Here is a 23,778-nt window from a genome sequence, read left to right as displayed (position 1 = left end):
TTGATGAATCAATACACTAAGGGTATTTGTTTCTATATACGTTCTTAATTAGATTCCTCAACATTAAGAGATTTTCTCTTAATGGATTACTGTAGATTGCTTATTTTAGTCAACAAAATATGATCAGATTTATAAAATCAGATGATATGTTTTAATTCGCTAAAAAGATTTATTGATGATTATAGAACCAAGAACTAGAGGGTTTATTTGCCTTACATCACACCCTAAAGGATGTGAGCAAAATGTGAAAAATCAAATAGAATATGTAAAGACCAAAGGAGAAATCTCCGGTCCTAAAAAAGTATTGATAATAGGAGCTTCGACTGGTTTTGGTCTTGCCTCTCGTATTACAAGCGCTTTTGGCTCGAAAGCAGCAACTGTTGGGGTCTTTTTTGACAAACCAGGAACTAAAGGGAGACCTGGTTCTCCTGGATGGTATAATTCTGCTGCTTTTGAAAAATTTGCACACGAAGAAGATATCTATGCCAAAAGTATTAATGGAGATGCTTTTTCTAACGAAATAAAAGAAAAGACCATCGCATTAATTAAAGAAGATTTGGGGCAGGTCGATTTGGTTGTGTATAGTCTGGCCTCTCCTGTTCGTACACACCCAGATACAGGAGAGCGATTTAAGTCTGTATTAAAACCAATTGGAGGTTCTTTTAAAAATAAAACAGTAGATTTTCATACAGGGGTTGTTTCTGATATAGAAATTCAACCAGGAGATGATAAAGATATTGAGAATACGGTTGCCGTAATGGGAGGAGATGATTGGGAATTATGGATAGATGCCATGAAAAAAGCAGAAGTATTAGCTCCTAATGCAACTACCATAGCATATTCTTATATTGGTCCTGAGCTGACAGAACCGGTATATAGAAAAGGAACTATTGGAAAAGCAAAAGATCATCTCGAAGCTACAGCATTTACTATTTCCGATAAATTAAAGGACATAGGAGGAAAAGCTTATGTATCTGTCAATAAGGCTTTAGTTACGCAAGCTAGTTCCGCTATTCCTGTGATTCCATTATACATATCATTATTGTATAAGGTAATGAAGGAGGAAGGAATACATGAAGGATGTATAGAACAAATGTATCGTTTATTTAATGAGCGATTGTATACAGGAGATATAGCATTAGATGAAAAGGGACGTATTCGTGTTGATGATTGGGAAATGAGACCGGATGTACAAGAAAAAATAGCTGCTTTATGGAAAGAAGCAACGACAGAAACCTTGCAAGATATCGGTGACCTCAAAGGATATGAAACAGACTTCTTTAATCTATTTGGTTTTAAAGTTGATGGCGTTGATTATGATCAGGATGTAAACGAAGTTGTTGAGATTTCCGGCATCGTTTAAACATAGAACTGTTGCGAATGCTTTTGTAATGATCTATATTGTTATAGGAGCATTTTGCTTTATTAGCAACAGAGCAAAATACTAGGGAGAATTAAGTTAATACTAATATTTTTTTAGCGTGGAACAGCAGGAATATATAACTCGGTTAGAGAATGAAAATAAGGAACTTAAAAAGCAGTTGGGTAAAATCAATAAGCAAAAGCAAAAGTCAAATAAAATAAAAAAAGGACTTATTGGTTTGTTGAGCGTACCTCTTTTTGGAGTTCCTTTAAAAAAGAGTATTAGTAATGCTATTCATGAATATAAAGAACGGAAATCTGTATCAGTAGATACTGTATCAGATGTAACCTCTAACGTTATTTGGCGTGTCACAAGAATTGGTTTGTTTGCTATTTTAATGGCGGTAATCCCTTCTCTGGTTTTATTGTATCAGACAAAATTATTGTATAATCAAAATGCAATGATTAAAAGTCAAAACAGTTTGATAGAAGCAGATAGACGTTCTTCTTTGGTAACTGTTATGGGAGATGTTCTTAGCGATGTAAACCAGGAACTAAAAAATAAAGCTAGTGGAGAACGAAGTATTAGCAGGACATTAGAAGCTAGAATTGTGAGTCTCTCTATGGCGATGAAACCATATCAATTCAAAGAGAATGATCAGTTAATAGAAAAGCCGATTAGCCCAGAAAAGGGACAGCTGTTGTTTGCCTTATTGAGAAGTCAAATAGGGAAGCAGTCTTCGAGAGATATTTTTCTTACTGGAGATTTTAACTACACAAGTCTTAAAAATGCCAACTTGGGAAGAGGAGCGTTACTACAGTTTGCAAGGCTAAATCATTCTGATTTTAGTGGTTCGGAGATCGTGGAAGGAAACCTCAAAAGAGTAGAGCTTAAAGAGGCGAATCTTACAGGGACTTTTTTGTCAGAATCAGACCTGAGTCAAGCAAATTTGTACAAAGCGGATATGAAAAAAGCCGAATTGATAGGGGTTAATTTTACAAATGCAAATCTGTTTGGAGTAGATTTAACCGGGGCTAATTTGTCTGAAGCGACACTCTGGGGAACAAAATTAAAGAAAGCAAATTTGACAGCTGTGAAATTGGATAATGCTATTGTACATAGAGAAGACTGGATTGCATATGTGTCTGATTCGTTGGATCTGGATGGGGGAAGTGATATTAGGAAGAACTATAGATTAAAGAAGCAAGGTAAAAAACAATTTCTCATAGTTGCGAAATAAGGAGTTGCTTCGATAAGAAAATAATGAAGATGCAAAAATCTTCGTTTTAATGTTTTGATTTTAAAAAATAATGATAGAAAAAGAAATTAATAAGCTGATGAAAAATCGAAGATCGATTTTTCCTGCTCAATATAATGATACAGCAATTACCAATGAATTTATAAATACTTTATTAGAGAATGCGAATTGGGCACCGACGCATAAAATGACCGAACCATGGAGGTTTAAGGTGATTCAGGGAGAAGCCAAAGAGCGGTTAGGAGCTTTTCTGGCGGATACTTATGCAGATATTACTGATGATGAGAACTTTTCTCCGTTTAAGCATAAAAAAATAAAAAACAACTGCAAAGCTGCTCATACGATTATAGCAATTTGTATGCAGCGGGACTTAAAAGAGCGTGTTCCAGAGTGGGAAGAAATTGCTTCTACAGCAATGGCAGTTCAGAATATGTGGTTAACATGCACGGCGAATGATATTGGGTGTTATTGGAGTAGTCCTAAGCTAATAACGTATATGCATGAATTTTTTGAATTAGGTGAAGGAGAAAAATGTTTAGGCTTCTTTTATTTAGGAGGCTACGATAAGGAAGATGTAGAGCTGGTTTCAAAAAGAAATACGATCGCAGATAAAGTAGAATGGATGTCGTAAAAAAACAGAAATACAGATATAAAAAGAGCCACATAAATATATGTGGCTCTTCTGGTTTTATGCAATATGCATTGCATAATTATAGGTTGAATTACTGAGCTAATTTAGCGCTTAATTCTTGTAATTTTTTAGCAGCAGCAGTAGTGTACTCTCCTAATTTTTTAGCGTCTTCAGCAGTAAGATCTTTTGTGAATTCCTGAGCTTTAGTAGCTAATTCCTGACCTTTAGTAGCTAAAGAAGATAAAGCAGTAGCATCTTTGCTTTCAATTGCTTTTGCGTAATCAGCAATGTATGCATCATAAGCCTTAACGTATTCTTGAACAGCAGGGTTGCTGAAAGAAACAGCATCAGTAGCTTCAGTAACAGCTTCTTTTACTTCTTCTTTTACTTCAGTAACAGCTTCTTTTACTTCTTCTTTTGCTTCAGTTGCAGCTTCTTCTACTTTGTCAGCAGCATCTTGAGCTTTATCAGTAGCTTCTTTACATGAGATAACTGATAAGAACATTAGAGCAATTGCTCCTAATAAAACTTTTTTCATAATTGATAAAATATGATTTAACGGGTTATTAAACTCCAAATTTAATATTTTATTTCATATTACTCTGTTTTTTTATAGTAACTATTAGAAATAATAAGTTTTGATAAAAGAAATAATAGTTTTTGTAGGGGTGAAAATATGAAGTAGTGTATATAAACTCTTTTTTATCAGTTTTTTGTGTATAATGGTTTGCTTAGTGTATTGCTTTGTTAGCTGTATGAGTTACTGAAGAGGCAACATGATTGTTTTTTAAGTTTCTCAATATTTCATCCATATCAATTAGTATCTGATAATCTGTATACCTTAATACGGTTATGCCTAGAGAAGGAATACATAGCTTTTTAGTTGCATCCTGATTATAGATGTCATACGATTCATGTGTATAACTGTCTATTTCTATTGCAACCTTAGAAACCGGACAATAAAAATCAAATTTATAATTTTCTATAGTGTAGTTTCTTAGGAAGTTATATCCTTTTTTGGTTAATTCTTTATGTAATTTTTCTAATGTTGACATGGCGTTGTCCAATGAATGTCGAATGATTTTTTCTGTAGTAAAAGAAGTTGTTGAGATATATGATGCTGACATAAAAGTATCTGTATTTGTATTTTTTCCAAAATTATGGAATATTTCCATTTGCAGCAAATAAAAAACAATAAAAAAAGGAAATATTCCTAAATTGCGTATCTTTGTGTAGTAAAGATTCCAAATTTAACCTCAAAAATATTCTAATACTCTTTCTATGGGAGATACTTCAGACATTATAAAGCGATTTAAACAAATAAGGGAAGATCACAGATATACACAATCTGAATTTGCTAAATTACTAGGAATAAAAAATTCAACAGCAGATATAGAAAGAGGGAAAACAAAAATTTCAGGATTAGTAGTGGCTAAATTGTTGGAACACTTTAATATAAATCCTCTGTGGTTGTTTGGAGAGAGTAATAAAAAAGAAATTTATTGGAATAGTGTAGATGTCTCTCCAAAAGTAGTAACAGTTGATAGCACTGATAATGAAAATATGGTCTTGGTTAATATTAAAGCAGCTGCTGGATATCCACATAATATTCAAGATGTAGATTGGTATCAGCAATTACCGGCTTTTGATATTCCTCTGCCCGAATACAGACATGCTAGCTATAGAGGGTTTCAGGTAGAAGGGGATAGTATGTTGCCTTCTTTAGAACCTAAAGAATGGGTAATTGGCAAAGGAGTTGCATCGTTGGCGGAGATTGGTAATAATAGTATCTGTGTTGTCGTCTTGGCAGATAGTGTACTGGTTAAAAAGATTCGCAGAAGTGATGATAATACCGAAGTTACATTAATTTCTCTGAATCCTGAATATCCTCCGGTAACAATAGCATCTCACGATATTATGGAATTATGGGAAGTCAATAGTAAGTTGAGTTTTAATATTGATACGACGGGAGAAACATTGGATATTAAAAAACTTCAGGATGCGATGATGAGTTTAACCGAGGAGGTGAGATCTTTAAAAAAATAATTATTTGATGAATCCTGCTTTTTGCGCATGTTGTTCTGCCTCTGCAGAAGAGTGAATGATAAGCGTGGGACAAGAGCTGTGAGTATCAATTAGTTTTTGGATTCTCTGTTCTTTTTTTTGGTGATTTACACTTCTTAAATAAATTGCCAGGATTCTATCTGGATATTTTTTGGTAATAGCGATATAAATATCAGCATCTTTTTCTCCACAATCACCAATCAATATAAATTTCATTTCAGGATAGGTTGTAAGAAGGTTGATGATTTCTTGTTCTTTGTGTGGTATTTTTGGTTTTGGAGTTTTGTCAAATGGAGTCCTGAAATCTCTTAATAAAATGGGACCTTTAGGAAAACTATAAGTGTTCAGAAATGCAGTGAGATAATCGTATAGGTTCCAGGGGCTGTTGCTTACATAAAAAATAGGGTTTTTATGAGAAGGGCTGGTTCCTTGGTGTAGTTTTTTATAAAAGTCTACTGTGCCTTCTAGTGGGAGTCTTTTATCGAAGTTTTTAAAAAGAGTATTTATAATAACACGCCATTTAAATAAAGAAGTAACTCCTGTGTGGAGAATGGTATCGTCTATATCGCTAATTACTCCGTAGGTAGCCATGGAATCTGGAATCAGGATTTCTCCTTTGAAGCTATTATTAGCTGTTATAGGTTGTTTACAGTCCAGAAAAGATACTGTGTAAGGAGTCCAGGTGTTTTTTAGAACATTTGTATGCTGTACAATCTTTTCTTTGTCAAAATGATAGTACCCTTCTTCGTCAGTGGTGGTGATAAAAGTAGTACCATCAGCAAGGGTTAGCTTGATTTTAATATGAGGAATTTCATCACTCTCGAATTGTTTATAAAAGTTTTTGAGAGTTTTTCGGATACCGAGACCACTACTAAATTCAATATTCTTATCCTTTAGTGCCCGACCGGTAATTCGGCTTTTAATAGCAGATCCATAGCTTAAATATGAGTTGATACGTAATGGTTTTTTTTTAAACATAGATCTGTTAATGAGGGATAAAGATAGAAAACCTCGCTTATAAGCGAGGTTTTTTGAAGGTATTTTGTTTTAAAATTATTGTAAGGTTGCCTTAATCTTTTCAATTTCAGCCTTCACTTCTGCTTCACTACCTACAATAGTTCGTGTTTCTTGTAGTTGTTTTCCTTTTTGAGTAGAAGAAATTGTAACGGTTGCAGTTGTGCTATCGTGTTCTTTTTTCATTTCTACACGTATTTCTTTTTTAGTTTCAGCTACAGCTGTTTCTCCACTGTGATTACCTAGGAGCGGAGCAATTACAAGACCGACAAGACAAGTTAGTTTTATCAGGATATTCATAGAAGGACCAGATGTGTCTTTAAATGGATCGCCAACCGTATCTCCTGTAACCGCAGCTTTATGTGCATCAGAACCTTTGTAGGTCATTTCTCCATCAATTTCTACTCCTGCTTCAAAGGATTTTTTTGCATTATCCCAGGCACCTCCTGCATTATTCTGAAAAATTGCCCACATCACACCAGAAACACAAACTCCAGCCATATACCCTCCTAGTGGCTCAGCACCAAATAATACACCAATTATGATTGGAGAGATAATAGTGATTAGTCCTGGTAATATCATTTCTTTAAGTGCTGCTTTTGTAGAGATGTCTACACATTTTGCATATTCAGGGGTTCCGGTTCCTTCCATAATCCCTGGTATTTCTTTGAACTGTCTTCGTACTTCTTGTACCATTTCCATGGCTGCTTTTCCTACTGATTTCATAGCCAGTGCAGAGAATACTACTGGGATCATCCCTCCGACAAACAGGGCTGCAAGTACATCTGCTTTAAAAATATTTATTCCGTCAATACCTGTAAAAGTTACATAGGCTGCAAATAGTGCTAATGCGGTTAGTGCAGCTGATGCAATGGCAAATCCTTTACCGACAGCAGCAGTTGTGTTTCCTACAGAATCGAGAATATCGGTACGTTCTCTTACATGGTCTTCCAGTTCGCTCATTTCAGCAACTCCTCCTGCATTATCTGCAATAGGTCCAAAAGCATCAATAGCAAGTTGCATAGCTGTAGTAGCCATCATTGCAGAAGCGGCCATAGCCACCCCATAAAAACCAGCAAGCTCATAAGAACCATATATGGCAGCAGCAAATAATAATACGGATGAAAAGGTTGATTTCATTCCTACAGATAGCCCGGCAATAATATTGGTGGCAGCTCCCGTAGAACTGTTTTGTACAATGTCTAAAACTGGTTTTTTTCCCAGACTGGTATAGTATGCTGTTACCATCGAAATTAACGCACCTACTGCCAATCCTATGATAGTAGCATAGAAAACATTTAGAGAAGAGATGTTTTTAATTCCTTCTCCAAAAAAGTTCATCTGTAGTGTTTGAGGAAGCATAAAATCAATAAGGAAGTAGCTGGCAATTACAGTTAGTCCAATTGCTACCCAATTACCTAGATCAAGTGCTTTCTGTACGTTTGCTTCTTTAGCATTGTTATCTTTAATACTTACCAGAAAAGTTCCAATAATCGAGGCTAGAATACCAACTCCAGCTATAACTACAGGGAGTAATATAGGCCCCATATTTCCGAAATCATCTGAAAACTGGGAATTTGCAGAAATATCTCTAATGACATAATTACCTAAAACCATGGCAGCAAGAACAGTCGCTACATATGATCCAAAAAGATCCGCTCCCATTCCTGCAACATCTCCAACATTATCCCCAACATTATCTGCAATAGTTGCAGGGTTTCTTGGGTCATCTTCAGGGATCCCTGCTTCTACTTTTCCTACAAGGTCAGCTCCTACATCTGCCGCTTTGGTATATATTCCTCCTCCAACTCTGGCAAAAAGAGCGATAGATTCAGCACCAAGGGAGAACCCAGCCAAAGCTTCTAGTACGATAGTCATATTGGTATAGAAAGATCCTTCATTGCCCATAAATTGGTTGATGAAGAATAAAAAGAAAATACTTAATCCTAATACTGCCAGACCAGCAACACCTAGTCCCATAACAGTTCCTCCTCCAAAAGATACTTTGAGGGCTTGAGGAAGACTGGTTTTGGCAGCTTCAGCTGTTCTTGCATTGGCATCAGTAGCAATTCGCATTCCGATATTACCAGCAAGTGCTGAAAAAATTGCACCAAATATAAAAGCCGGAACAATCATCCAGCTAGTTGTCTCAACAAATAAGGATATGCTAAATAATGCAACAGAAGCTACAATAACAAATATGAGTAGTAACCTGTATTCTGCGGCTAAAAATGCTAAAGCTCCTTCTTTAATGCTTTTGGAGATATTCTGCATTTTCTCGCTCCCGGGACTTTGTTTTTTTACCCAGGACATTTTTATAAACATGAAAAGTAATCCTAATATAGATAAGGCAATTGGCACATAAATTATGTTTGATTTCATATGTGTGATTTTAGTTAATAAGTAGTTAAATGTAATGAAATTCATCAAGATAGAGAAGATGAAGGAAAAGAGAAGCTTCTTTTTTTTATGTTAAAGTGATGGAAAGAGTTGTTAAAAATAAAAAGAAAGCTTATCGCGTATTTTTAATACGGGATGTAGGTTATTTCAGAATTGAAGAGAAAAATAGGAGGTAAGAAGAGTATAAAATATGGGTTTTTTCTGTAGAAAATAGCAATATAAAAAAGCCAACTATTGAACATAGTTGGCTTTTTTATGCTTTTATATCAGGTGCTATTTATGCAATGCTAAAAAGTCCTTTTGGTTTATCTGCTAATTCGTCAAAACGTTTTACACAAGCTTTGATAATGTCCTTAGCTTCGGTAACATTCCCCCAGTCACCTACATCAACTTTTTTCTTTTCCAAATCTTTATACACCTGGAAGAAATGCTCTATCTCCTGGATTAAATGAGGGTTTAGTTCATTGATATCAGAAATTCTGTTAGCAATAGGGTCAGAAATTGGAACGCAAATGATTTTTTCATCTGGTCCTTTTTCATCAGCCATGTGAAAAACACCAATAGGCTTCACTTCGATTACGCAACCTGGGAATGTAGGTTCTGTAACTAATACTAATACGTCTAAAGGATCTCCGTCTAGTGCTAAAGTTTCAGGAATGAATCCATAATCAGCCGGGTACATCATTGAAGAGAAAATCATACGATCATATCGTATTTTTTTCATATCAAAGTCGTATTCGTATTTATTTCTACTTCCCTTAGGTATTTCGATTAGTACATCAAAACTATCACGAGTTGCTGCGCTCATATTTTTTCTATTTTTTTAAATCGGCGTCAAATATAGTTATTCCTTAGCCGTAGGGGAAATTTATAGACGAAAAATATAATGGTTTTCGCAAAATTAACTTTACGTTAAAACCCTAGGCGAAATTTTGTAAAATCTGTAAAATAATTTTGGTTTTCCGAAGAATGATATATTAGAAGTAAAATCCAAAAGATCCTGTAACTCCAAACTTTCGGGCATCGGGATTGTCAAAATAGTTCCCCCTGAAATGAAAATCGATTCTGAAGATTTTGAAAATATTCCCAACTCCTAAGCTATATTCCCAATAAACCTCGTCATCAGGAGCGAGTAGAGGGATATTAGAAGGAGCACTCATAGCTATATTTTCATCCGATAATTCTCCCCAAACACCTCTAAGACCTACTAATTCTCTTAGGTTTAGTTTTCTTAATAAGGGGATTCTGGAAAAAATTCTCCCATTAAAATTATGCTCTAAATGAAGAGAGGCATAAGTATCTGTTGTGAATTCATAAAAATTAAGTAACGGGAAAGTGTTGTATATCGATAGATAGGTTTGGTTACCAGGAATTACACTTAGGAGCCCTAAAGGAACAGTTCCGTAGGTTTTTCCAAGCTCTAATGAGCTGTTTAAAACTCCAAATCCGCCAATGTTCCATGGTTGTCTGTAGTATAATTGTATTTTCTCGTAGTCAAAATCACTTTCTAATAATCCTTTTATTCCAGCACTATAATTAAGAAATAGCTGAGCATAATCTCCATCGTTCACAACAATTCTATCGACGCCATATCCTGTTGTTTTTCTTCCAGGAGTATAGGTTAGTCGGGTCGAAATTTCTGTTTGTTTAATTTCTTGCCTTATCTCATTAGTATCGGGATCTATAAAATCAAGACTAAAGAGAGATCTGTCTGCAGGTTTTAAAGCTCGGAAAGTACCTGTCACTCCAATAGTGAAATTTCTTGCAGGCTCTATCTGAAGGTTAAAAGCAGATAAATTAATAGAAGTAAGTCGGTTATTGTCTCCCGTCATGATTACTGAAGAGGAAGCTAAACTTCTTCCTTCTACATCATTAGTGTTTGTGAGACTGGCTCCTAATTGTTCTACATCTCTTCGGTTCCCGCCAGAGATAATCAATCTGGATTTTCTGTCGACAAGTATTTTACCAGAAAGACCATATTTAAACTTATTGTCTTTAAAACCATAAGCGCCATACCCTTCGATTCTCCATCGATCATTAGGAGAGAAGTATGTTCTACCCCCGGCTCTTAAACGTAAACCTTCAATGTCATTATATCCTACAGTAGAAAATAAAGGACCAAAATCAAAATTATTGAATTCAATATATCCTGAAGCTAAGATGGTACCGATATTATAAAGCCGTTTAAAAGCTTTAACTGTTTTTAAAGTGTCTAATAGCTTGTATACTTTTTTTTCATCCTTATTTAGCTCTTCCATTCGGGCATTTTTCCAGAATGAATCTTCTCTGTTGTAAACATCGTAGTTATAAGGATCGACCTGACTGCGGTAGAATTTTTTGTCCTTTTTTCTATCGAATTTGTAATCGTCGTATAACGTGGTTCTCTTACCGTAAATACCTCTGGACTTTTCTTTTTTATTAAAAGCAAAATCAGATTGGAAATAGTCTTTTGTAATTAAGAAAATAGAATCATTTAATACTTTGAATTCTTGTTCTATATAGAGATCTTTTACCCAGTTTATATTGGCACTTTTAGTAACTTCCAGATTAATTTCTTTAATCGCCCAGGTGGTGTCATTAACCCAGAAATCACCTTTAAAGGTAAGTTCGTTTTTTCTTCTGGGATAATAGATGATATTGTAGCACCATTTATTGTCGATATATGCACTGTCTGTTAATACATAATTGTATACGTTTATACCTGTTCTGGATAGAGGACTGGTAAAGCTTTTGTCAAAAAACTTCAGATAATTGTCATAAACATTATAATCAGAATATAAATCTTTTACAAAAGCAATTAATGTTTGATTATCGCTAAATCCGGCGTTTTTATTTCCTTTTAATACTTCCTTTAGCTCATTGGTTGTATTGTCTCCATATACGGTTGAAATTGCCTCGTTTAAGAAGATAGGAAGATAGGTTTTTCCGGTAATTCTGGAGGTGTCAATATCATCAAAGATAAACTCCATACCATTAAAGATTCTGCTGTTTATAAAGGCACTATCAATGGTGTTGATATCGAATTCCAGTTTTTCATATTTATTATAGCTGTATTGTTTAAACTTTTTAATCCCGTTTTCTCTTCGGTATTCCCATATTTTTCGAAGAATATCAATAGCAGGGTTGTTCTTTTTCGAGGTTTTTCCTTTGTATATAACGACTTCATCAAGAGCAGCAGCTTCTTCTTCAAGGGTAATTTCCATATTGTAGGAAGTTCTCTTGTTTAGCGTGATGCTTTTAGTTTGGAATCCGACAAAAGAAACACTTATAGAGGTGTGGTTTTTGTCTGATTCCATATAGAAGCTTCCATTTTCATCGGTAATCGTTCCTATGGTTGAATTCTTAAAAACGATATTCGCAAAAGGAATAGGTGTACTATTGCTGTCTAACACTTTTCCACTTACTTTTGTTTGTGAAAAAAGAGTTGCGCTGCCGATTAAAAATAATACAATTACGAAAATCCTCTGCTTCATTAAATACACTTGTTTTGTGTCGTCATAGGTTGTATGTTTCTCGATAATAAATCTGTAGTTACATAACAAATGATTACAGCTTATATGATTGCGCGAAGACGCAAATTAATATACTTTATTTTATTTGTACATTACTTTTGTGACAGCTTTAACAACATCTTCACTATTAGGTAGCCATTCTTCTAATAATACAGGAGAATATGGTGTAGGTGTATCAGCAGTGTTTATTTTTATGATTGGAGCATCCAGATGATCAAAAATAGTAGCTTGTACCTGATAAGTGATTTCTGAAGCTACATTAGCAAAAGGCCAAGCTTCTTCTAGTATAATTAATCGGTTAGTCTTTTTTACAGAAGTAAAAATGGCTTCAAAATCTAACGGGCGAACGGTTCTCAAATCGATGATCTCACAAGAAATGTTGTCTTTCGCTAGTTGATCAGCAGCTTTGTAAGCTTCTTTAATTATTTTTCCAAAAGAAACTATAGTGACATCTGTTCCTTCTCTTTTGATATCAGCGACACCTAGAGGAATGGTGTATTCTCCTTCTGGTACTTCTGCCTTATCACCGTACATTTGCTCACTTTCCATAAAGATAACCGGATCATCATCTCTAATAGCAGATTTAAGAAGTCCTTTAGCATCTTTAGGGTTAGAAGGCACGACAACTTTTAATCCAGGTGTGTTGGCGAACCAGTTTTCAAAAGCTTGAGAGTGGGTGGCACCAAGTTGTCCTGCAGAAGCAGTCGGTCCTCTAAAAACGATAGGAATATTGAATTGTCCTCCACTCATTTGTCGCATTTTAGCAGCATTGTTAATGATTTGATCAATTCCTACTAATGAGAAATTGAAGGTCATAAACTCTACAATAGGTCTGTTTCCATTCATGGCGCTTCCAACAGCAATTCCGGCAAACCCAAGTTCAGAAATAGGAGTGTCAATCACTCGATCAGGTCCGAATTCGTCAAGCATTCCTTTACTAGCCTTGTAGGCTCCATTGTATTCTGCGACTTCTTCACCCATTAAAAAAATAGAATCATCACGGCGCATTTCCTCGCTCATGGCTTCACAAATTGCTTCTCTGAACTGTATTGTTTTCATTTATAAAATAATTATTTTTGTGCTACAACGTAGTTGGCAAAAGTAGCAATTAATCCTTTTTAGAGGAAACCGAAACCTTAAAAAATTATTATGCATGCATAGTATTTTAAAGTTTTTATTTGTACTTTCGTCCATAATGTCAAATAATAAAAAAAACAACGATATAAAATGAAAATATTAGTTTGTATAAGCCATGTGCCGGATACTACTTCTAAGATAAATTTTTCGGAGGGAGATACTAAGTTCGATACTAACGGTGTGCAATTCGTGATTAACCCAAATGATGAATTTGGATTGACAAGAGCGATGTGGTTTAAAGAAAAACAAGGGGCTTCTGTAGATGTGGTGAATGTAGGAGGAGCAGAAACAGAGCCTACTTTAAGAAAAGCTTTAGCAATAGGAGCTGATAACGCAATTCGTGTAAACGCAGAGGCAACAGATGGTTTTTTTGTAGCAAAGCAGTTAGAGAAAGTAGTGAAAGACGGAGGGTATGATTTGGTGATAGCAGGAAGAGAGTCTATCGATTATAACGGAGGAATGGTTCCAGGAATGCTAGCTGCATTAACCGGGGCTAATTTTGTGAATACTTGCATCGGGTTGGAAGTAGAAGGAGATACAGCAACTGTAACTAGAGAAGTTGACGGTGGAAAAGAAACTGCAACGGCAAAATTACCTTTGATTGTTGGAGGTCAAAAAGGATTGGTTGAAGAAAGTGATCTTAGAATTCCAAATATGAGAGGGATTATGATGGCTCGTAAAAAACCGTTAACAGTGGTAGATCCAGTTGCAGCTGAAGAAGGAGTGAAAACTGTTCAGTTCGAGAAGCCAGCGCCAAAAGGAGATGTAACTTTAGTTTCTCCGGATAACATTGGAGAATTAGTAGACCTTCTTCATAACGAAGCAAAAGTGATCTAAGAAATCACAAAAAAATTACAGTAAATCAATAAAAAATAACCAGTAATGTGCTGGTATAAAATATTTAAAAAAATATGTCAGTTTTAGTATATACAGAAAGCGAAGGAGGTAACTTTAAGAAAGCCGCCTTTGAAGTTGCTTCATATGCAAAAGAAGTAGCAAGCATGTTGGGAACTACAGTGACTGCAGTAAGTATTAATGCAAGTAATAATGAGGAGCTAGGACGTTATGGAGTGGATAAAGTTTTAAATGTATCATCTGGTGATTTAGAGCAATTTAGTGCAAAAGCATATGCAGAAGTTATAAAGCAGGCCGCAGAAAAAGAAAATGCAACTGTAGTGGTAGTAGGATCTAGTATTGATAGTAAATTTGTTGCTCCTGCTTTGGCGGTAAATCTGAATGCAGGATATGCTTCGAATGTAGTGGCTCTTCCAGAAAGTACAGCTCCTTTTAAGGTGAAAAGAACAGCTTTTTCTAATAAGGCATTTGGTGTTGTTGAGATTTCTTCAGATGTAAAACTGATAGGACTTTCTAGTAATGCTTTCGGAATTATAGAAAATGAAGTTTCTGCAGCAGTAGAAAATTTTGAACCAGCTGTTGGGGATGAGAATTTCTCAGTACATGTTACTGCTGTAGATAAAGCAACTGATAAAGTTTCTATAGCAGATGCAGAAGTGGTAGTATCAGGAGGAAGAGGGTTAAAAGGGCCTGAAAACTGGGGGATGATAGAAGGGTTGGCAGATGTTCTTGGTGCTGCAACGGCGTGTTCTAAGCCTGTAAGTGATATGGGATGGAGACCACATGGAGAGCACGTAGGACAAACAGGAAAACCGGTAGCATCTAACCTGTATATTGCAGTAGGTATTTCTGGAGCAATTCAGCATTTGGCAGGAATAAACTCTAGTAAAGTTAAAGTGGTGATCAACAATGATCCAGAAGCTCCGTTTTTTAAGGCCGCTGATTATGGAATCGTAGGAGATGCATTCGAAGTTGTGCCAAAACTTATAGAAAAATTAAAGGAATTTAAAGCGAATAACGCATAATTTTCATAAATTGTGCCCACGTAAGGGCTGTTTGAACTAATTTTTAAGTCCGTTTGTTCAAACAGCCTTTTTTTTGTTAATAAATTTCATGCATGAGCTTAGTCCGCCTAAATATAAAAGGAATATCATATAGTCAGACGCAAAATGGTGCGTATGCTCTTATCTTGAGCGAAGTAGATGGAGAACGAAAGTTGCCGGTTGTTATTGGTGCGTTTGAAGCGCAATCAATTGCAATTGCTTTGGAGAAAGAAATCAAACCTCCCAGACCATTGACGCATGACTTGTTTAAAAATTTCGCAGATCGATTTGATATTGTGGTAAAACAAGTGATTATCCATAAGCTGGTTGATGGTGTTTTTTATTCAAGTATTATCTGTGAAAGAGATAAAATAGAGGAGATTATTGATGCGAGAACAAGCGATGCCATTGCCTTAGCTCTTCGCTTTCAGGCACCTATATTTACGTATAAAAACATTTTAGATCAGGCAGGAATTTATTTAAAAGTAAATCCTAAAAAGGATGAAGGGAATGAAGATGCTTCAGGATTGGATATGGATGAATTAATATCCGAAGAAGTTGAATTGGAAGGAAAGGAAGCAGGATATCAGGATTTATCTTTAGAAGAACTTACCAGACTGTTAGAGCAAGCAGTAGGAAATGAAGACTATGAACTTGCTGCCAGAATCCGAGATGAAATTTCTAAACGAGGATAGATAGCTGTCTGTTAGCTTTTGTCCGATATTTTAATGATTTTCAATTTATGAAGAAAGGTTTTTTTGCATTTCTGTTCATACTGTGTGCAGTATTGTTACCTACGGTACAAGCTGCGCAATCAGATATTACACCTTCTGTCAAAAAAAAAGAACAGACTTCCCGAACCAATTTTTGGCAAGTAGTAAGCTCTGTTTCTTATGTTTCATATCCTGATGTTGTTGCATCAGAGAATGTGGTGAATAAAGGAAAAGATTTTATTGAATTCAAAGCAGATGGAACATACAGTTTCTTAGTGAATAAAGTCTTCACCAGTGGGTATTGGATTCAAAATAATAAGTTGCTTGTATGTAAGCAAAAAGTACCTAAGGTAATTGATGTTTATTATGAAGTGATCGAAGAATCTCCTATTTCTATGAAAATCAAAATAGGGAACAAGGTAGTTTCCTTGATTTCTTCAAAGCATCCCGATTATATTAATTTGAAATCAAATGCTGATACAATCATACCTAATCAAGGTTTTTCCTTTACCAGTCTATGGAGGGGAGTCTTAGGGATGGTCGTTTTGTTGTTGATAGCATTTTTGTTTAGCAGTAACAGAAAAGCAATTAATTGGAGAACGGTAGTGATCGGTTTGGTAGCACAATTGCTGTTAGCTTTTGGGGTACTTAAAATAAGTTTTGTTCAGCAGTTTTTTGAGTTTGTAGGAGGTTTATTTGTTGCAGTTCTTAATTATACAGTTGTTGGTAGTGAGTTTTTACTGGGAGGCATTATGGATGTTTCTTCCTACGGGTTCATTTTTATTTTTCAGGTATTGCCCACTATTATTTTCTTTTCAGCACTGACTTCTTTGTTGTTTTATTTGGGAATCATCCAAAAGATAGTTCAGGCATTAGCATGGGGTTTGACTAAGTTGTTAAAGATATCCGGAGCAGAAAGTCTGAGTGTGGCAGGGAATATCTTTCTGGGACAGACTGAGGCACCGTTGATGATTAAAGCGTATTTAGAAAAAATGAATCGTTCCGAAATCCTGCTTGTTATGATTGGGGGGATGGCTACAGTTGCAGGAGGAGTCTTGGCGGCTTATATCGGTTTTCTAGGAGGTAGTGATGAAGCATTGAGGTTGGTTTTTGCAAAACACCTTTTGGCGGCTTCAGTAATGGCAGCTCCCGGGGCAGTAGTGATCTCTAAAATTTTATATCCGCAAACAGAAAAAATAGATTCTAATATAGAAGTTACCCAGGATAAAATAGGAGCAAATATTCTGGATGCTATAGCTAATGGTACTACAGAAGGTTTGAAACTGGCAGCGAATGTTGGAGCGATGTTGTTGGTTTTTGTGGCAATGATAGCCATGCTTAATGGAGTGTTGACCTGGGTAGGTGAGGTGACAACTCTTAATGGAATAATCGCATCAGTAACTCCGTATAAAGCGCTTTCTCTCGAAGCGATATTAGGAATTGTTTTTGCCCCTCTTATGTGGCTGATTGGAGTAGCAAAAGAGGATATGATGTTGATGGGGCAGTTATTAGGAGTGAAGCTCGCGGCAAGTGAATTTGTAGGGTATATTCAATTAGCGGATTTAAAAAATCCAGGGAATGTTCTTCATCTTACTTATAATAAGTCGATCATCATGGCTACGTATATGTTGTGCGGCTTTGCTAATTTTGCTTCTATTGGGATACAGATCGGAGGAATTGGTTCTCTGGCACCAAAACAGCGCAAAAATTTATCAGAATTTGGTATGAAAGCCTTGATAGGAGGAACGTTAGCTTCTCTGTTGTCGGCCACTATTGCAGGGATGATTCTTGGGTAATTAACACTTTCTTAATAAATTGTTAAAAAATATTCTTTTCTAAGGGAATAATCAAGGAGTTGAAAATAGCTTCATTTGCAATTTTTTGTATATTTGGAAATATAGTAATAACACTACTCGATTTAAAAAGTTGTAATCAGAAATTATGAAGCAGTATCTTGATCTTGTCCGTCATGTGATGGAGAATGGAAATGAAAAAGGAGACCGTACAGGTACAGGAACCAAAAGTGTATTTGGCTATCAGATGCGTTTTGATCTAAGTGAAGGTTTCCCTATGGTTACGACAAAAAAAATACATTTTAAATCTATTGTTCATGAGTTATTATGGTTTTTAAAGGGAGATACGAATGTAAAGTATTTACAAGATAACGGTGTCCGAATATGGAATGAGTGGGCAGATGAAAATGGCGATTTAGGACCTGTTTATGGTCATCAATGGAGAAATTGGGATGGTACGGGAGTTGACCAGATCAAAGAGGTGGTAGAAACACTAAAGAAAAATCCGGATAGTAGAAGAATGCTAGTTTCTGCTTGGAATCCTAGTGTAATGCCAGATACTACTGTTTCTTTTTCAGAAAATGTTGCAAACGGAAAAGCAGCACTCCCTCCATGTCATGCTTTTTTTCAATTTTATGTGGCAGATGGTAAGTTGTCTTGTCAGTTATATCAACGAAGTGCGGATATTTTTTTAGGAGTTCCTTTTAATATTGCTTCTTATGCATTATTAACAATGATGATAGCGCAGGTTTGTGGTTATGAATATGGAGAATTTGTGCATACTTTAGGAGATGCACATATTTATAATAATCATACCCAACAATTGGAGTTACAGTTGTCTAGAAACCCCAAAAAATTACCCGTAATTAAAATAAACCCAGAGGTTAAAGATATTTTTGGCTTTGTTTTTGATGATTTCATCTTAGAGAACTATGACCCACACCCACATATTAAGGGAAAAGTCGCAGTCTAACCCTAAATTTAAACTGAATTATTATGAACAAACTACTTCTATTCTTTGCTCTTGTCTGTATGACGATGGCTTCGTATGCTCAGGATAATATAATACTATCCAGAGAAAATGCTAATGAAAAAGGGATTACCCCAATTTGGCCCAGATGTGATCGATCCAGACAAACACCTATTAAGTGTTTTGATAATAAATTAAGAGATCATATTATCAGGAATTTTCAATATCCGGATATCGCTTTAAAAGATGGATTAAGCGGAACAGTTACCGTAGAATTTATCATTAACAAAAAAGGAAAAGTTGAAGTTCTTGAGGTAACAGGAGCACATCGTTATTTGCAGAGAGAAGCAATTAGAATTATTAGAGCACTTCCAAAAATGGAACCAGCAAAATGGGGGCAAAAGCCGATTGCAATTGCTTTTACTGTACCAATAACCTTTGTGAAGCCCAAAATTTGATTGCATTCATAAATTAGCTAGGTTTTTTATAAGTAGTAGTGCTACTTAATTCACTTCATAAATATCCCGTATTAATCTACTAAATCAACAGCGTATCGTATAAAAATACTTCTTTCTTTATTAATCAAAAATATCTGTGAACTACTCGGATACAAATTAAGTTGGGATCTAATTTGTTTCGTGTGTAGGTAAGGTCAATAGAGTATACTGGATTTTTAGTAAAAACTAGTATATTTACTTGAGAATTATAATATACCATTAGGATGTTTTCAAGAAAGAAGGAGATTGCTGGGATTGATCCTTTGCAGAGAGAATTATACGAACATGCTCGGAAGCGAGTTGTACAGAAAAAAAGGCTGTTTCAACACTTTGTAATCTTTATAGTAGGTTCTCTTTTTTTAATCATATTTAATCTTGTATTGGGATTTGGAAAAGAAATAACTTTTCTGGATACAGACTGGTTTGTTTTTGCGATTCTTTTTTGGTCTTTTCTGTTTGTTCTTCATTTTTGTAATGTTTGGTTATTTAGCAAGTTTATGGGAAAAGATTGGACTGATCGTCAAATGGAACGCCTTATAGCGGAACAAAAAAAAGAAATTGCGCAAATACAACGAGAGGTTGACCTAATGCATCCCAAAGAAGAATTGCTAAAAAAAAAGGAGGATTTGATGGTAGAAAAATCTCAAAAACCTCAGCCGCCTCAAACATCAGAAAACACGTAAAAACTATGATTACAATGATTGCTGCTGCGGCAGAAAATAATGCATTGGGAAAAGATAATGACCTGGTCTGGCACCTTCCAGATGATTTCAAACGATTCAAAACACTAACAACAGGACATCATATTATCATGGGAAGAAAGACATTCGAATCATTTCCCAAACCTTTGCCTAATAGAGTACATGTGGTAATTACCAGAAATACGGAATATGAGGCAGAAGGTGCTATTGTTGTTCATTCGATGGAAGCGGCCTTAGAGATTGCCAAAAATGATTCTCAACCCTTTATTATTGGAGGAGGAGAGATTTATGCAATAGGTATGGAATTTGCCGATTGTATAGAGTTAACCAGAGTTCATGGAACCTTTGAAGCAGATGCTTTTTTTCCATTAATAGATGCGAATATCTGGGAAGTAGTCGAGGAAGAACGACACGAAACAGATGATCGCCATCAATATGCATTTACATATCTTACTTATAAGAAAAAATAAAGATTCTTGCTCCCTGAAAATTTGATAGCTCATTTTGAGGTTGTTTTGTCAAAAAAAATAACAGCACATATGCCCTTATCCGGAGGGGATATTAATCAGGTGTATTTATTGCAGGTCGATCAAGAGGGGTATGTGGCTAAAATAAATGATAAAGCCACTTTTCCCGGGATGTTTCAAAAAGAAGCAAAGGGGTTGCAATTATTAAAAGCAGTAGATGGGGTAAACGTTCCTGATGTTATCTATGAGGGTAACTTTGGACAATTTTCTTTTTTATTAGTAACCTATATAGCTTCTGTTGCACCAGCGACTAATTTCTGGAACTTATTTGCAGAACAATTAGCAAGTATCCATCAACAGACCAATTCGCTGTTTGGATTGTCTTTTGATAATTATATAGGAAGTCTTCATCAATATAATGACTGGCAATCAGATCCGGTAACTTTTTTTATAGAACAACGATTATTTCCTCAGTTCAAATTAGCGCAAAAAAAGGGATATTTATTTGCTGGAGTAGCGACGTTTTATAAAAATCTGGAGAATGAAATTCCGCAAGAACCCCCTTCACTCATTCATGGAGATTTATGGAGTGGAAATTTTATTGTTAATGAAGTGGGAGCTCCGTGTTTGATAGATCCGGCAGTGTGTTATGGATCAAGGGAGATGGATATAAGCATGATGCAGTTGTTTGGCGGATTTGATATGCAGGTGTTTGAAAGGTATAATGAGATTTTCCCATTAGAGAATAAATGGGAAGAAAGAATTAAAATCTGGCAGTTGTATTACATTCTGGTACATTTGAATTTATTTGGACAAGGATATTATTTGTCTGCAAAAAAAATTGTGGATTCCTATTCGTAGCACAGTATCTGTCCTGAAACGTTTGTTGTACGCTATAACGAGTCTTGTTTGTAAGGAATCTGAATTTTCGATTTGTCTGTTTTATAACTTTTACATTACTTTTGCTAAAAATTAAACAATACTATATGAATGCATATGTATTTCCAGGTCAAGGAGCACAGTTCTCAGGAATGGGACTTGATTTATATGAAAATTCGGAATTAGCGAAAACGCTATTTCATAAAGCAAATGAGATTTTAGGATTTGAAATTACTAAGATCATGTTTGAAGGAACAAAAGAAGAATTACAACAAACTAAAGTTACCCAACCTGCTATATTTTTACATTCTGTAATTTTGAGTAAGGTTATGGGGGCATCTTTTAATCCAGATATGGTAGCAGGGCATTCTCTGGGAGAGTTTTCTGCCTTGGTAGCAAATGGAGTATTAGAATTTGAAGATGCATTGCGTTTGGTGTCTAAAAGAGCTTTAGCGATGCAAAAAGCATGTGAATTAAAACCTTCTACAATGGCTGCAGTGTTAGGGTTAGAAGATGCTGTAGTAGAAGAGGGGTGTGCTGTTATTGATGGAATTGTAGTTCCTGCTAATTACAATTGCCCTGGGCAGCTAGTAATTTCAGGAGAAATACCAGCGATCGAAAAAGCATGTGAATATATGAAGGAGAAGGGGGCTAAACGAGCATTGGTATTACCTGTAGGAGGAGCATTTCATTCTCCATTGATGGAACCGGCAAGAGAAGAATTGGCAGCTGCTATTGAAGATACGGTGTTTAATACTCCAAAATGTCCTATCTATCAAAATGTACCGACAACAGCGGTTACTGATGCTAATGAGATTAAAAAGAATCTGATTGCTCAGTTAACAGCTCCGGTAAAATGGACACAAAGTGTACAGCATATGATTGCTGATGGGGCTACTGTCTTTACAGAAATAGGACCAGGTAAAGTTTTACAAGGACTAGTTAAGAAAATAGAAAGGTCGGTAGAAACAGCTTCTGCGGCTGTATAAATCAATCAAATGTATAATATAAAAAGCCCTCTCTATTGTTAGAAAGGGCTTTTTATATATTTATAAGATGAATGTTTATTTATTCTGATTTGTATATCTTTCCTTCTTTCATTACAAAAGTGACATGCTCCATAGTTGAGATTTTTTTGATAGGATCGTCATTTACAGCAATAATATCAGCAATAAACCCAGGAGTAATTTGCCCTAGCTGATTTTCCATATGAAGAATTTTGGCATTAGTGATAGTTGCACTTTGGAGGGTTTCCATAGCGGGCATTCCTGCTTCCACCATATATTCGAATTCTTTTCCATTATTCCCGTGCTTAAATACGCCGGCATCAGTACCAAAAGCGATCCCAACTCCTCTTTTATAGGCTTTGCCAAATGTGTTTTGAATTTTGGGACCAATTTCTAATGCTTTAGGGACAATGATCGCAGGATAATATCCGTCAATTTTTGCTTTATCGGTTACTTCTTTTCCTGCTGTAATAGTAGGAACCAGGTAAGCGTCATATTGTTTCATTAGATCCATTGTTTTTTCACTCATTAAAGTACCGTGTTCAATGGTTTTTACTCCGCCAATAACAGCTCTTTGCATTCCTTCATCTCCGTGAGCATGGGCAGCTACATGGAACCCATAGTCTTTGGCGGTTTCGCAAATAGCTTTAATTTCTTCTATGGAGAATTGAGGGTTAGAGCTACTTTTTGCGACGCTAAGTACTCCGCCAGTAGCAGTTATTTTTATAACATCTGCTCCGTTTTTATATCGCTGTCTAACGGCTTTTTTTGCATCCTCGATACTGTTAACAACCCCTTCTTTAGGACCTGGATCTCCAATTAGTTTTCGGTTGCTGCCATTTGTGGGGTCTGCATGACCTCCCGTAGTGGCTAATGCTTTTCCTGCGGTAAAAATACGAGGACCTATGATTCGTCCTTTGTTAATTGCTTTTTTTAAAGAAATATTGACACCACTACCACCAAGATCCCTGACAGTAGTGAAACCTGCAAGTAAAGTGGTTTCGGCAAATCCTACAGAGTTATAAGCAACATCGGCTTCACTAGCGGTGTATTTTTCCAGATATGCATTAGGATTGGTTTCACTTTCCAGGTGCACATGCATATCAATCAGACCGGGTAATACCGTTTTGTTTTTTAAATCTATAAGAATGTCATCTTTGTGATTTTTATCAATGTATCCATTCTGTATGCTTTTAATTTTACGTCCATGAATAACAATGGTTTTTTCGGAGAGCGTTGTACCGTTTTTAGTGTCAATAACCTTTCCGCAATGGAGGTAGGTGTCTTGTGCAATTAATACAGAACAACATAAAGAAAAGAGTGCGGTGTAAACAACTTTCATAGTTTCGTGTTTTAATAAGTTTGTGCCCATTAAGTATTAAATAAAATAGCAAGTAGCTTCAATAAAAGGATTTATGGGTTTTTGCAATTTATGTTAAAAAAGTGTTTGTAAATGAATTTTTGTGATTTTTTT

At 35.6% G+C, this 23,778-nt stretch carries 22 protein-coding genes; 14 read left to right on the top strand and 8 right to left on the bottom strand.

The features are described from left to right. Positions 1 to 175 precede the first annotated feature (175 nt). The 3 genes from fabV (at position 176) to ACFSTE_RS12005 (ending at position 3,252) form a co-directional block, all read left to right on the top strand. A complete protein-coding gene (fabV, locus tag ACFSTE_RS12015; RefSeq protein WP_176028746.1) occupies positions 176 to 1,363 on the top strand; it encodes an enoyl-ACP reductase FabV in 1,188 nt (395 codons plus the stop codon). Positions 1,364 to 1,481: 118 nt separating this feature from the next. Further along, on the top strand, positions 1,482 to 2,603 hold the full coding sequence (locus tag ACFSTE_RS12010) for a pentapeptide repeat-containing protein (protein WP_378257093.1): 1,122 nt from the start codon (positions 1,482 to 1,484) through the stop codon (positions 2,601 to 2,603). A gap of 70 nt (positions 2,604 to 2,673) precedes the next feature. Then, complete coding sequence (locus ACFSTE_RS12005; RefSeq protein ID WP_176028748.1) at positions 2,674 to 3,252, top strand: nitroreductase family protein; 579 nt, start codon at positions 2,674 to 2,676, stop codon at positions 3,250 to 3,252. 91 nt (positions 3,253 to 3,343) lie between these two features. Here the strand turns inward: ACFSTE_RS12005 and ACFSTE_RS12000 are convergent, their stop codons facing one another. Together ACFSTE_RS12000 and ACFSTE_RS11995 are read right to left on the bottom strand one after the other, a co-directional pair. Continuing rightward, the gene (locus ACFSTE_RS12000) at positions 3,344 to 3,790 is read right to left on the bottom strand and encodes a hypothetical protein (RefSeq protein ID WP_176028749.1); all 447 of its coding nucleotides are present in this window, start codon (positions 3,788 to 3,790) and stop codon (positions 3,344 to 3,346) included. 193 nt (positions 3,791 to 3,983) lie between these two features. After that, positions 3,984 to 4,379, bottom strand: coding sequence for an endonuclease domain-containing protein (locus ACFSTE_RS11995; protein ID WP_378257090.1), 396 nt, complete (start codon positions 4,377 to 4,379; stop codon positions 3,984 to 3,986). A gap of 154 nt (positions 4,380 to 4,533) precedes the next feature. Here ACFSTE_RS11995 and ACFSTE_RS11990 point away from each other — a divergent pair, with 154 nt between their 5' ends. After that, on the top strand, positions 4,534 to 5,298 hold the full coding sequence (locus ACFSTE_RS11990) for an XRE family transcriptional regulator (protein WP_176028751.1): 765 nt from the start codon (positions 4,534 to 4,536) through the stop codon (positions 5,296 to 5,298). Here ACFSTE_RS11990 and ACFSTE_RS11985 read toward each other — a convergent pair whose 3' ends face one another. The 5 genes from ACFSTE_RS11985 to ACFSTE_RS11965 form a co-directional block, all read right to left on the bottom strand. Next, the gene (locus ACFSTE_RS11985; protein ID WP_176028752.1) at positions 5,299 to 6,294 is read right to left on the bottom strand and encodes an App1 family protein; all 996 of its coding nucleotides are present in this window, start codon (positions 6,292 to 6,294) and stop codon (positions 5,299 to 5,301) included. A gap of 75 nt (positions 6,295 to 6,369) precedes the next feature. Further along, positions 6,370 to 8,712 carry a sodium-translocating pyrophosphatase gene (locus ACFSTE_RS11980; protein WP_378257088.1) on the bottom strand — a complete coding sequence of 781 codons (2,343 nt, stop codon included), beginning with the start codon at positions 8,710 to 8,712 and terminating at the stop codon, positions 6,370 to 6,372. Positions 8,713 to 9,007: 295 nt separating this feature from the next. Then, the gene (locus tag ACFSTE_RS11975) at positions 9,008 to 9,538 is read right to left on the bottom strand and encodes an inorganic diphosphatase (protein ID WP_176028754.1); all 531 of its coding nucleotides are present in this window, start codon (positions 9,536 to 9,538) and stop codon (positions 9,008 to 9,010) included. A 169-nt stretch (positions 9,539 to 9,707) separates the two neighbouring features. Then, entirely contained in the window at positions 9,708 to 12,203 is a 2,496-nt protein-coding gene (locus ACFSTE_RS11970; RefSeq protein ID WP_176028755.1) for a DUF5686 and carboxypeptidase-like regulatory domain-containing protein, read from the bottom strand. A gap of 120 nt (positions 12,204 to 12,323) precedes the next feature. Further along, positions 12,324 to 13,301, bottom strand: a complete 978-nt coding sequence (locus ACFSTE_RS11965; protein ID WP_176028756.1) for a pyruvate dehydrogenase complex E1 component subunit beta — start codon at positions 13,299 to 13,301, stop codon at positions 12,324 to 12,326. Positions 13,302 to 13,469: 168 nt separating this feature from the next. Between ACFSTE_RS11965 and ACFSTE_RS11960 the strand changes: the two genes are divergently transcribed. The 10 genes from ACFSTE_RS11960 to fabD all read left to right on the top strand — a co-directional run bounded on the left by ACFSTE_RS11960 (position 13,470) and on the right by fabD (position 22,286). After that, positions 13,470 to 14,216: an electron transfer flavoprotein subunit beta/FixA family protein gene (locus ACFSTE_RS11960; protein WP_176028757.1), complete on the top strand. Its 747-nt coding sequence runs from the start codon at positions 13,470 to 13,472 to the stop codon at positions 14,214 to 14,216. 74 nt (positions 14,217 to 14,290) lie between these two features. Then, positions 14,291 to 15,259 carry an electron transfer flavoprotein subunit alpha/FixB family protein gene (locus tag ACFSTE_RS11955; protein WP_378257085.1) on the top strand — a complete coding sequence of 323 codons (969 nt, stop codon included), beginning with the start codon at positions 14,291 to 14,293 and terminating at the stop codon, positions 15,257 to 15,259. Between the two features lie 92 nt (positions 15,260 to 15,351). Beyond that, on the top strand, positions 15,352 to 15,972 hold the full coding sequence (locus ACFSTE_RS11950; RefSeq protein WP_176028759.1) for a bifunctional nuclease family protein: 621 nt from the start codon (positions 15,352 to 15,354) through the stop codon (positions 15,970 to 15,972). 47 nt (positions 15,973 to 16,019) lie between these two features. Further along, positions 16,020 to 17,786: a NupC/NupG family nucleoside CNT transporter gene (locus ACFSTE_RS11945; protein WP_176028760.1), complete on the top strand. Its 1,767-nt coding sequence runs from the start codon at positions 16,020 to 16,022 to the stop codon at positions 17,784 to 17,786. Positions 17,787 to 17,931: 145 nt separating this feature from the next. Beyond that, the gene (locus tag ACFSTE_RS11940; RefSeq protein WP_176028761.1) at positions 17,932 to 18,756 is read left to right on the top strand and encodes a thymidylate synthase; all 825 of its coding nucleotides are present in this window, start codon (positions 17,932 to 17,934) and stop codon (positions 18,754 to 18,756) included. A gap of 23 nt (positions 18,757 to 18,779) precedes the next feature. After that, positions 18,780 to 19,211: an energy transducer TonB gene (locus ACFSTE_RS11935; RefSeq protein ID WP_176028762.1), complete on the top strand. Its 432-nt coding sequence runs from the start codon at positions 18,780 to 18,782 to the stop codon at positions 19,209 to 19,211. 263 nt (positions 19,212 to 19,474) lie between these two features. Then, complete coding sequence (locus tag ACFSTE_RS11930; protein ID WP_378257082.1) at positions 19,475 to 19,933, top strand: 2TM domain-containing protein; 459 nt, start codon at positions 19,475 to 19,477, stop codon at positions 19,931 to 19,933. Positions 19,934 to 19,938: 5 nt separating this feature from the next. Beyond that, positions 19,939 to 20,421, top strand: coding sequence for a dihydrofolate reductase (locus ACFSTE_RS11925; RefSeq protein ID WP_378257080.1), 483 nt, complete (start codon positions 19,939 to 19,941; stop codon positions 20,419 to 20,421). Positions 20,422 to 20,427: 6 nt separating this feature from the next. Then, complete coding sequence (locus ACFSTE_RS11920; protein ID WP_378257078.1) at positions 20,428 to 21,279, top strand: fructosamine kinase family protein; 852 nt, start codon at positions 20,428 to 20,430, stop codon at positions 21,277 to 21,279. A gap of 125 nt (positions 21,280 to 21,404) precedes the next feature. Continuing rightward, entirely contained in the window at positions 21,405 to 22,286 is an 882-nt protein-coding gene (gene fabD / locus ACFSTE_RS11915; RefSeq protein ID WP_176028765.1) for an ACP S-malonyltransferase, read from the top strand. Between the two features lie 79 nt (positions 22,287 to 22,365). On the opposite strand, the gene ACFSTE_RS11910 is transcribed toward fabD, so the two are convergent. Then, positions 22,366 to 23,646 carry a metal-dependent hydrolase family protein gene (locus ACFSTE_RS11910; RefSeq protein WP_176028766.1) on the bottom strand — a complete coding sequence of 427 codons (1,281 nt, stop codon included), beginning with the start codon at positions 23,644 to 23,646 and terminating at the stop codon, positions 22,366 to 22,368. Between the last annotated feature and the right edge of the window lie 132 nt (positions 23,647 to 23,778).

This window comes from Aquimarina hainanensis, from assembly GCF_042684685.1.
GTDB lineage: Bacteria > Bacteroidota > Bacteroidia > Flavobacteriales > Flavobacteriaceae > Aquimarina > Aquimarina hainanensis.
The sequence above is the reverse complement of the archived record's forward strand: the minus strand, read 5'-3'. Positions and strand labels throughout refer to the sequence as shown.

Bases quoted from the DNA above. Each gene is read 5' to 3' on its own strand.
- ACFSTE_RS11935 (WP_176028762.1), top strand. From the start codon at position 18,780: ATGAACAAACTACTTCTATTCTTTGCTCTTGTCTGTATGACGATGGCT.
- ACFSTE_RS11970 (WP_176028755.1), bottom strand. From the start codon at position 12,203: ATGAAGCAGAGGATTTTCGTAATTGTATTATTTTTAATCGGCAGCGCA.
- ACFSTE_RS11975 (WP_176028754.1), bottom strand. From the start codon at position 9,538: ATGAGCGCAGCAACTCGTGATAGTTTTGATGTACTAATCGAAATACCT.
- fabV (WP_176028746.1), top strand. From the start codon at position 176: ATGATTATAGAACCAAGAACTAGAGGGTTTATTTGCCTTACATCACAC.
- fabD (WP_176028765.1), top strand. From the start codon at position 21,405: ATGAATGCATATGTATTTCCAGGTCAAGGAGCACAGTTCTCAGGAATG.
- ACFSTE_RS11985 (WP_176028752.1), bottom strand. From the start codon at position 6,294: ATGTTTAAAAAAAAACCATTACGTATCAACTCATATTTAAGCTATGGA.
- ACFSTE_RS11980 (WP_378257088.1), bottom strand. From the start codon at position 8,712: ATGAAATCAAACATAATTTATGTGCCAATTGCCTTATCTATATTAGGA.
- ACFSTE_RS12005 (WP_176028748.1), top strand. From the start codon at position 2,674: ATGATAGAAAAAGAAATTAATAAGCTGATGAAAAATCGAAGATCGATT.
- ACFSTE_RS11960 (WP_176028757.1), top strand. From the start codon at position 13,470: ATGAAAATATTAGTTTGTATAAGCCATGTGCCGGATACTACTTCTAAG.
- ACFSTE_RS11930 (WP_378257082.1), top strand. From the start codon at position 19,475: ATGTTTTCAAGAAAGAAGGAGATTGCTGGGATTGATCCTTTGCAGAGA.
- ACFSTE_RS11925 (WP_378257080.1), top strand. From the start codon at position 19,939: ATGATTACAATGATTGCTGCTGCGGCAGAAAATAATGCATTGGGAAAA.
- ACFSTE_RS12000 (WP_176028749.1), bottom strand. From the start codon at position 3,790: ATGAAAAAAGTTTTATTAGGAGCAATTGCTCTAATGTTCTTATCAGTT.
- ACFSTE_RS11990 (WP_176028751.1), top strand. From the start codon at position 4,534: ATGGGAGATACTTCAGACATTATAAAGCGATTTAAACAAATAAGGGAA.
- ACFSTE_RS11995 (WP_378257090.1), bottom strand. From the start codon at position 4,379: ATGTCAGCATCATATATCTCAACAACTTCTTTTACTACAGAAAAAATC.
- ACFSTE_RS11945 (WP_176028760.1), top strand. From the start codon at position 16,020: ATGAAGAAAGGTTTTTTTGCATTTCTGTTCATACTGTGTGCAGTATTG.
- ACFSTE_RS11950 (WP_176028759.1), top strand. From the start codon at position 15,352: ATGAGCTTAGTCCGCCTAAATATAAAAGGAATATCATATAGTCAGACG.
- ACFSTE_RS11955 (WP_378257085.1), top strand. From the start codon at position 14,291: ATGTCAGTTTTAGTATATACAGAAAGCGAAGGAGGTAACTTTAAGAAA.
- ACFSTE_RS11910 (WP_176028766.1), bottom strand. From the start codon at position 23,646: ATGAAAGTTGTTTACACCGCACTCTTTTCTTTATGTTGTTCTGTATTA.
- ACFSTE_RS11965 (WP_176028756.1), bottom strand. From the start codon at position 13,301: ATGAAAACAATACAGTTCAGAGAAGCAATTTGTGAAGCCATGAGCGAG.
- ACFSTE_RS11940 (WP_176028761.1), top strand. From the start codon at position 17,932: ATGAAGCAGTATCTTGATCTTGTCCGTCATGTGATGGAGAATGGAAAT.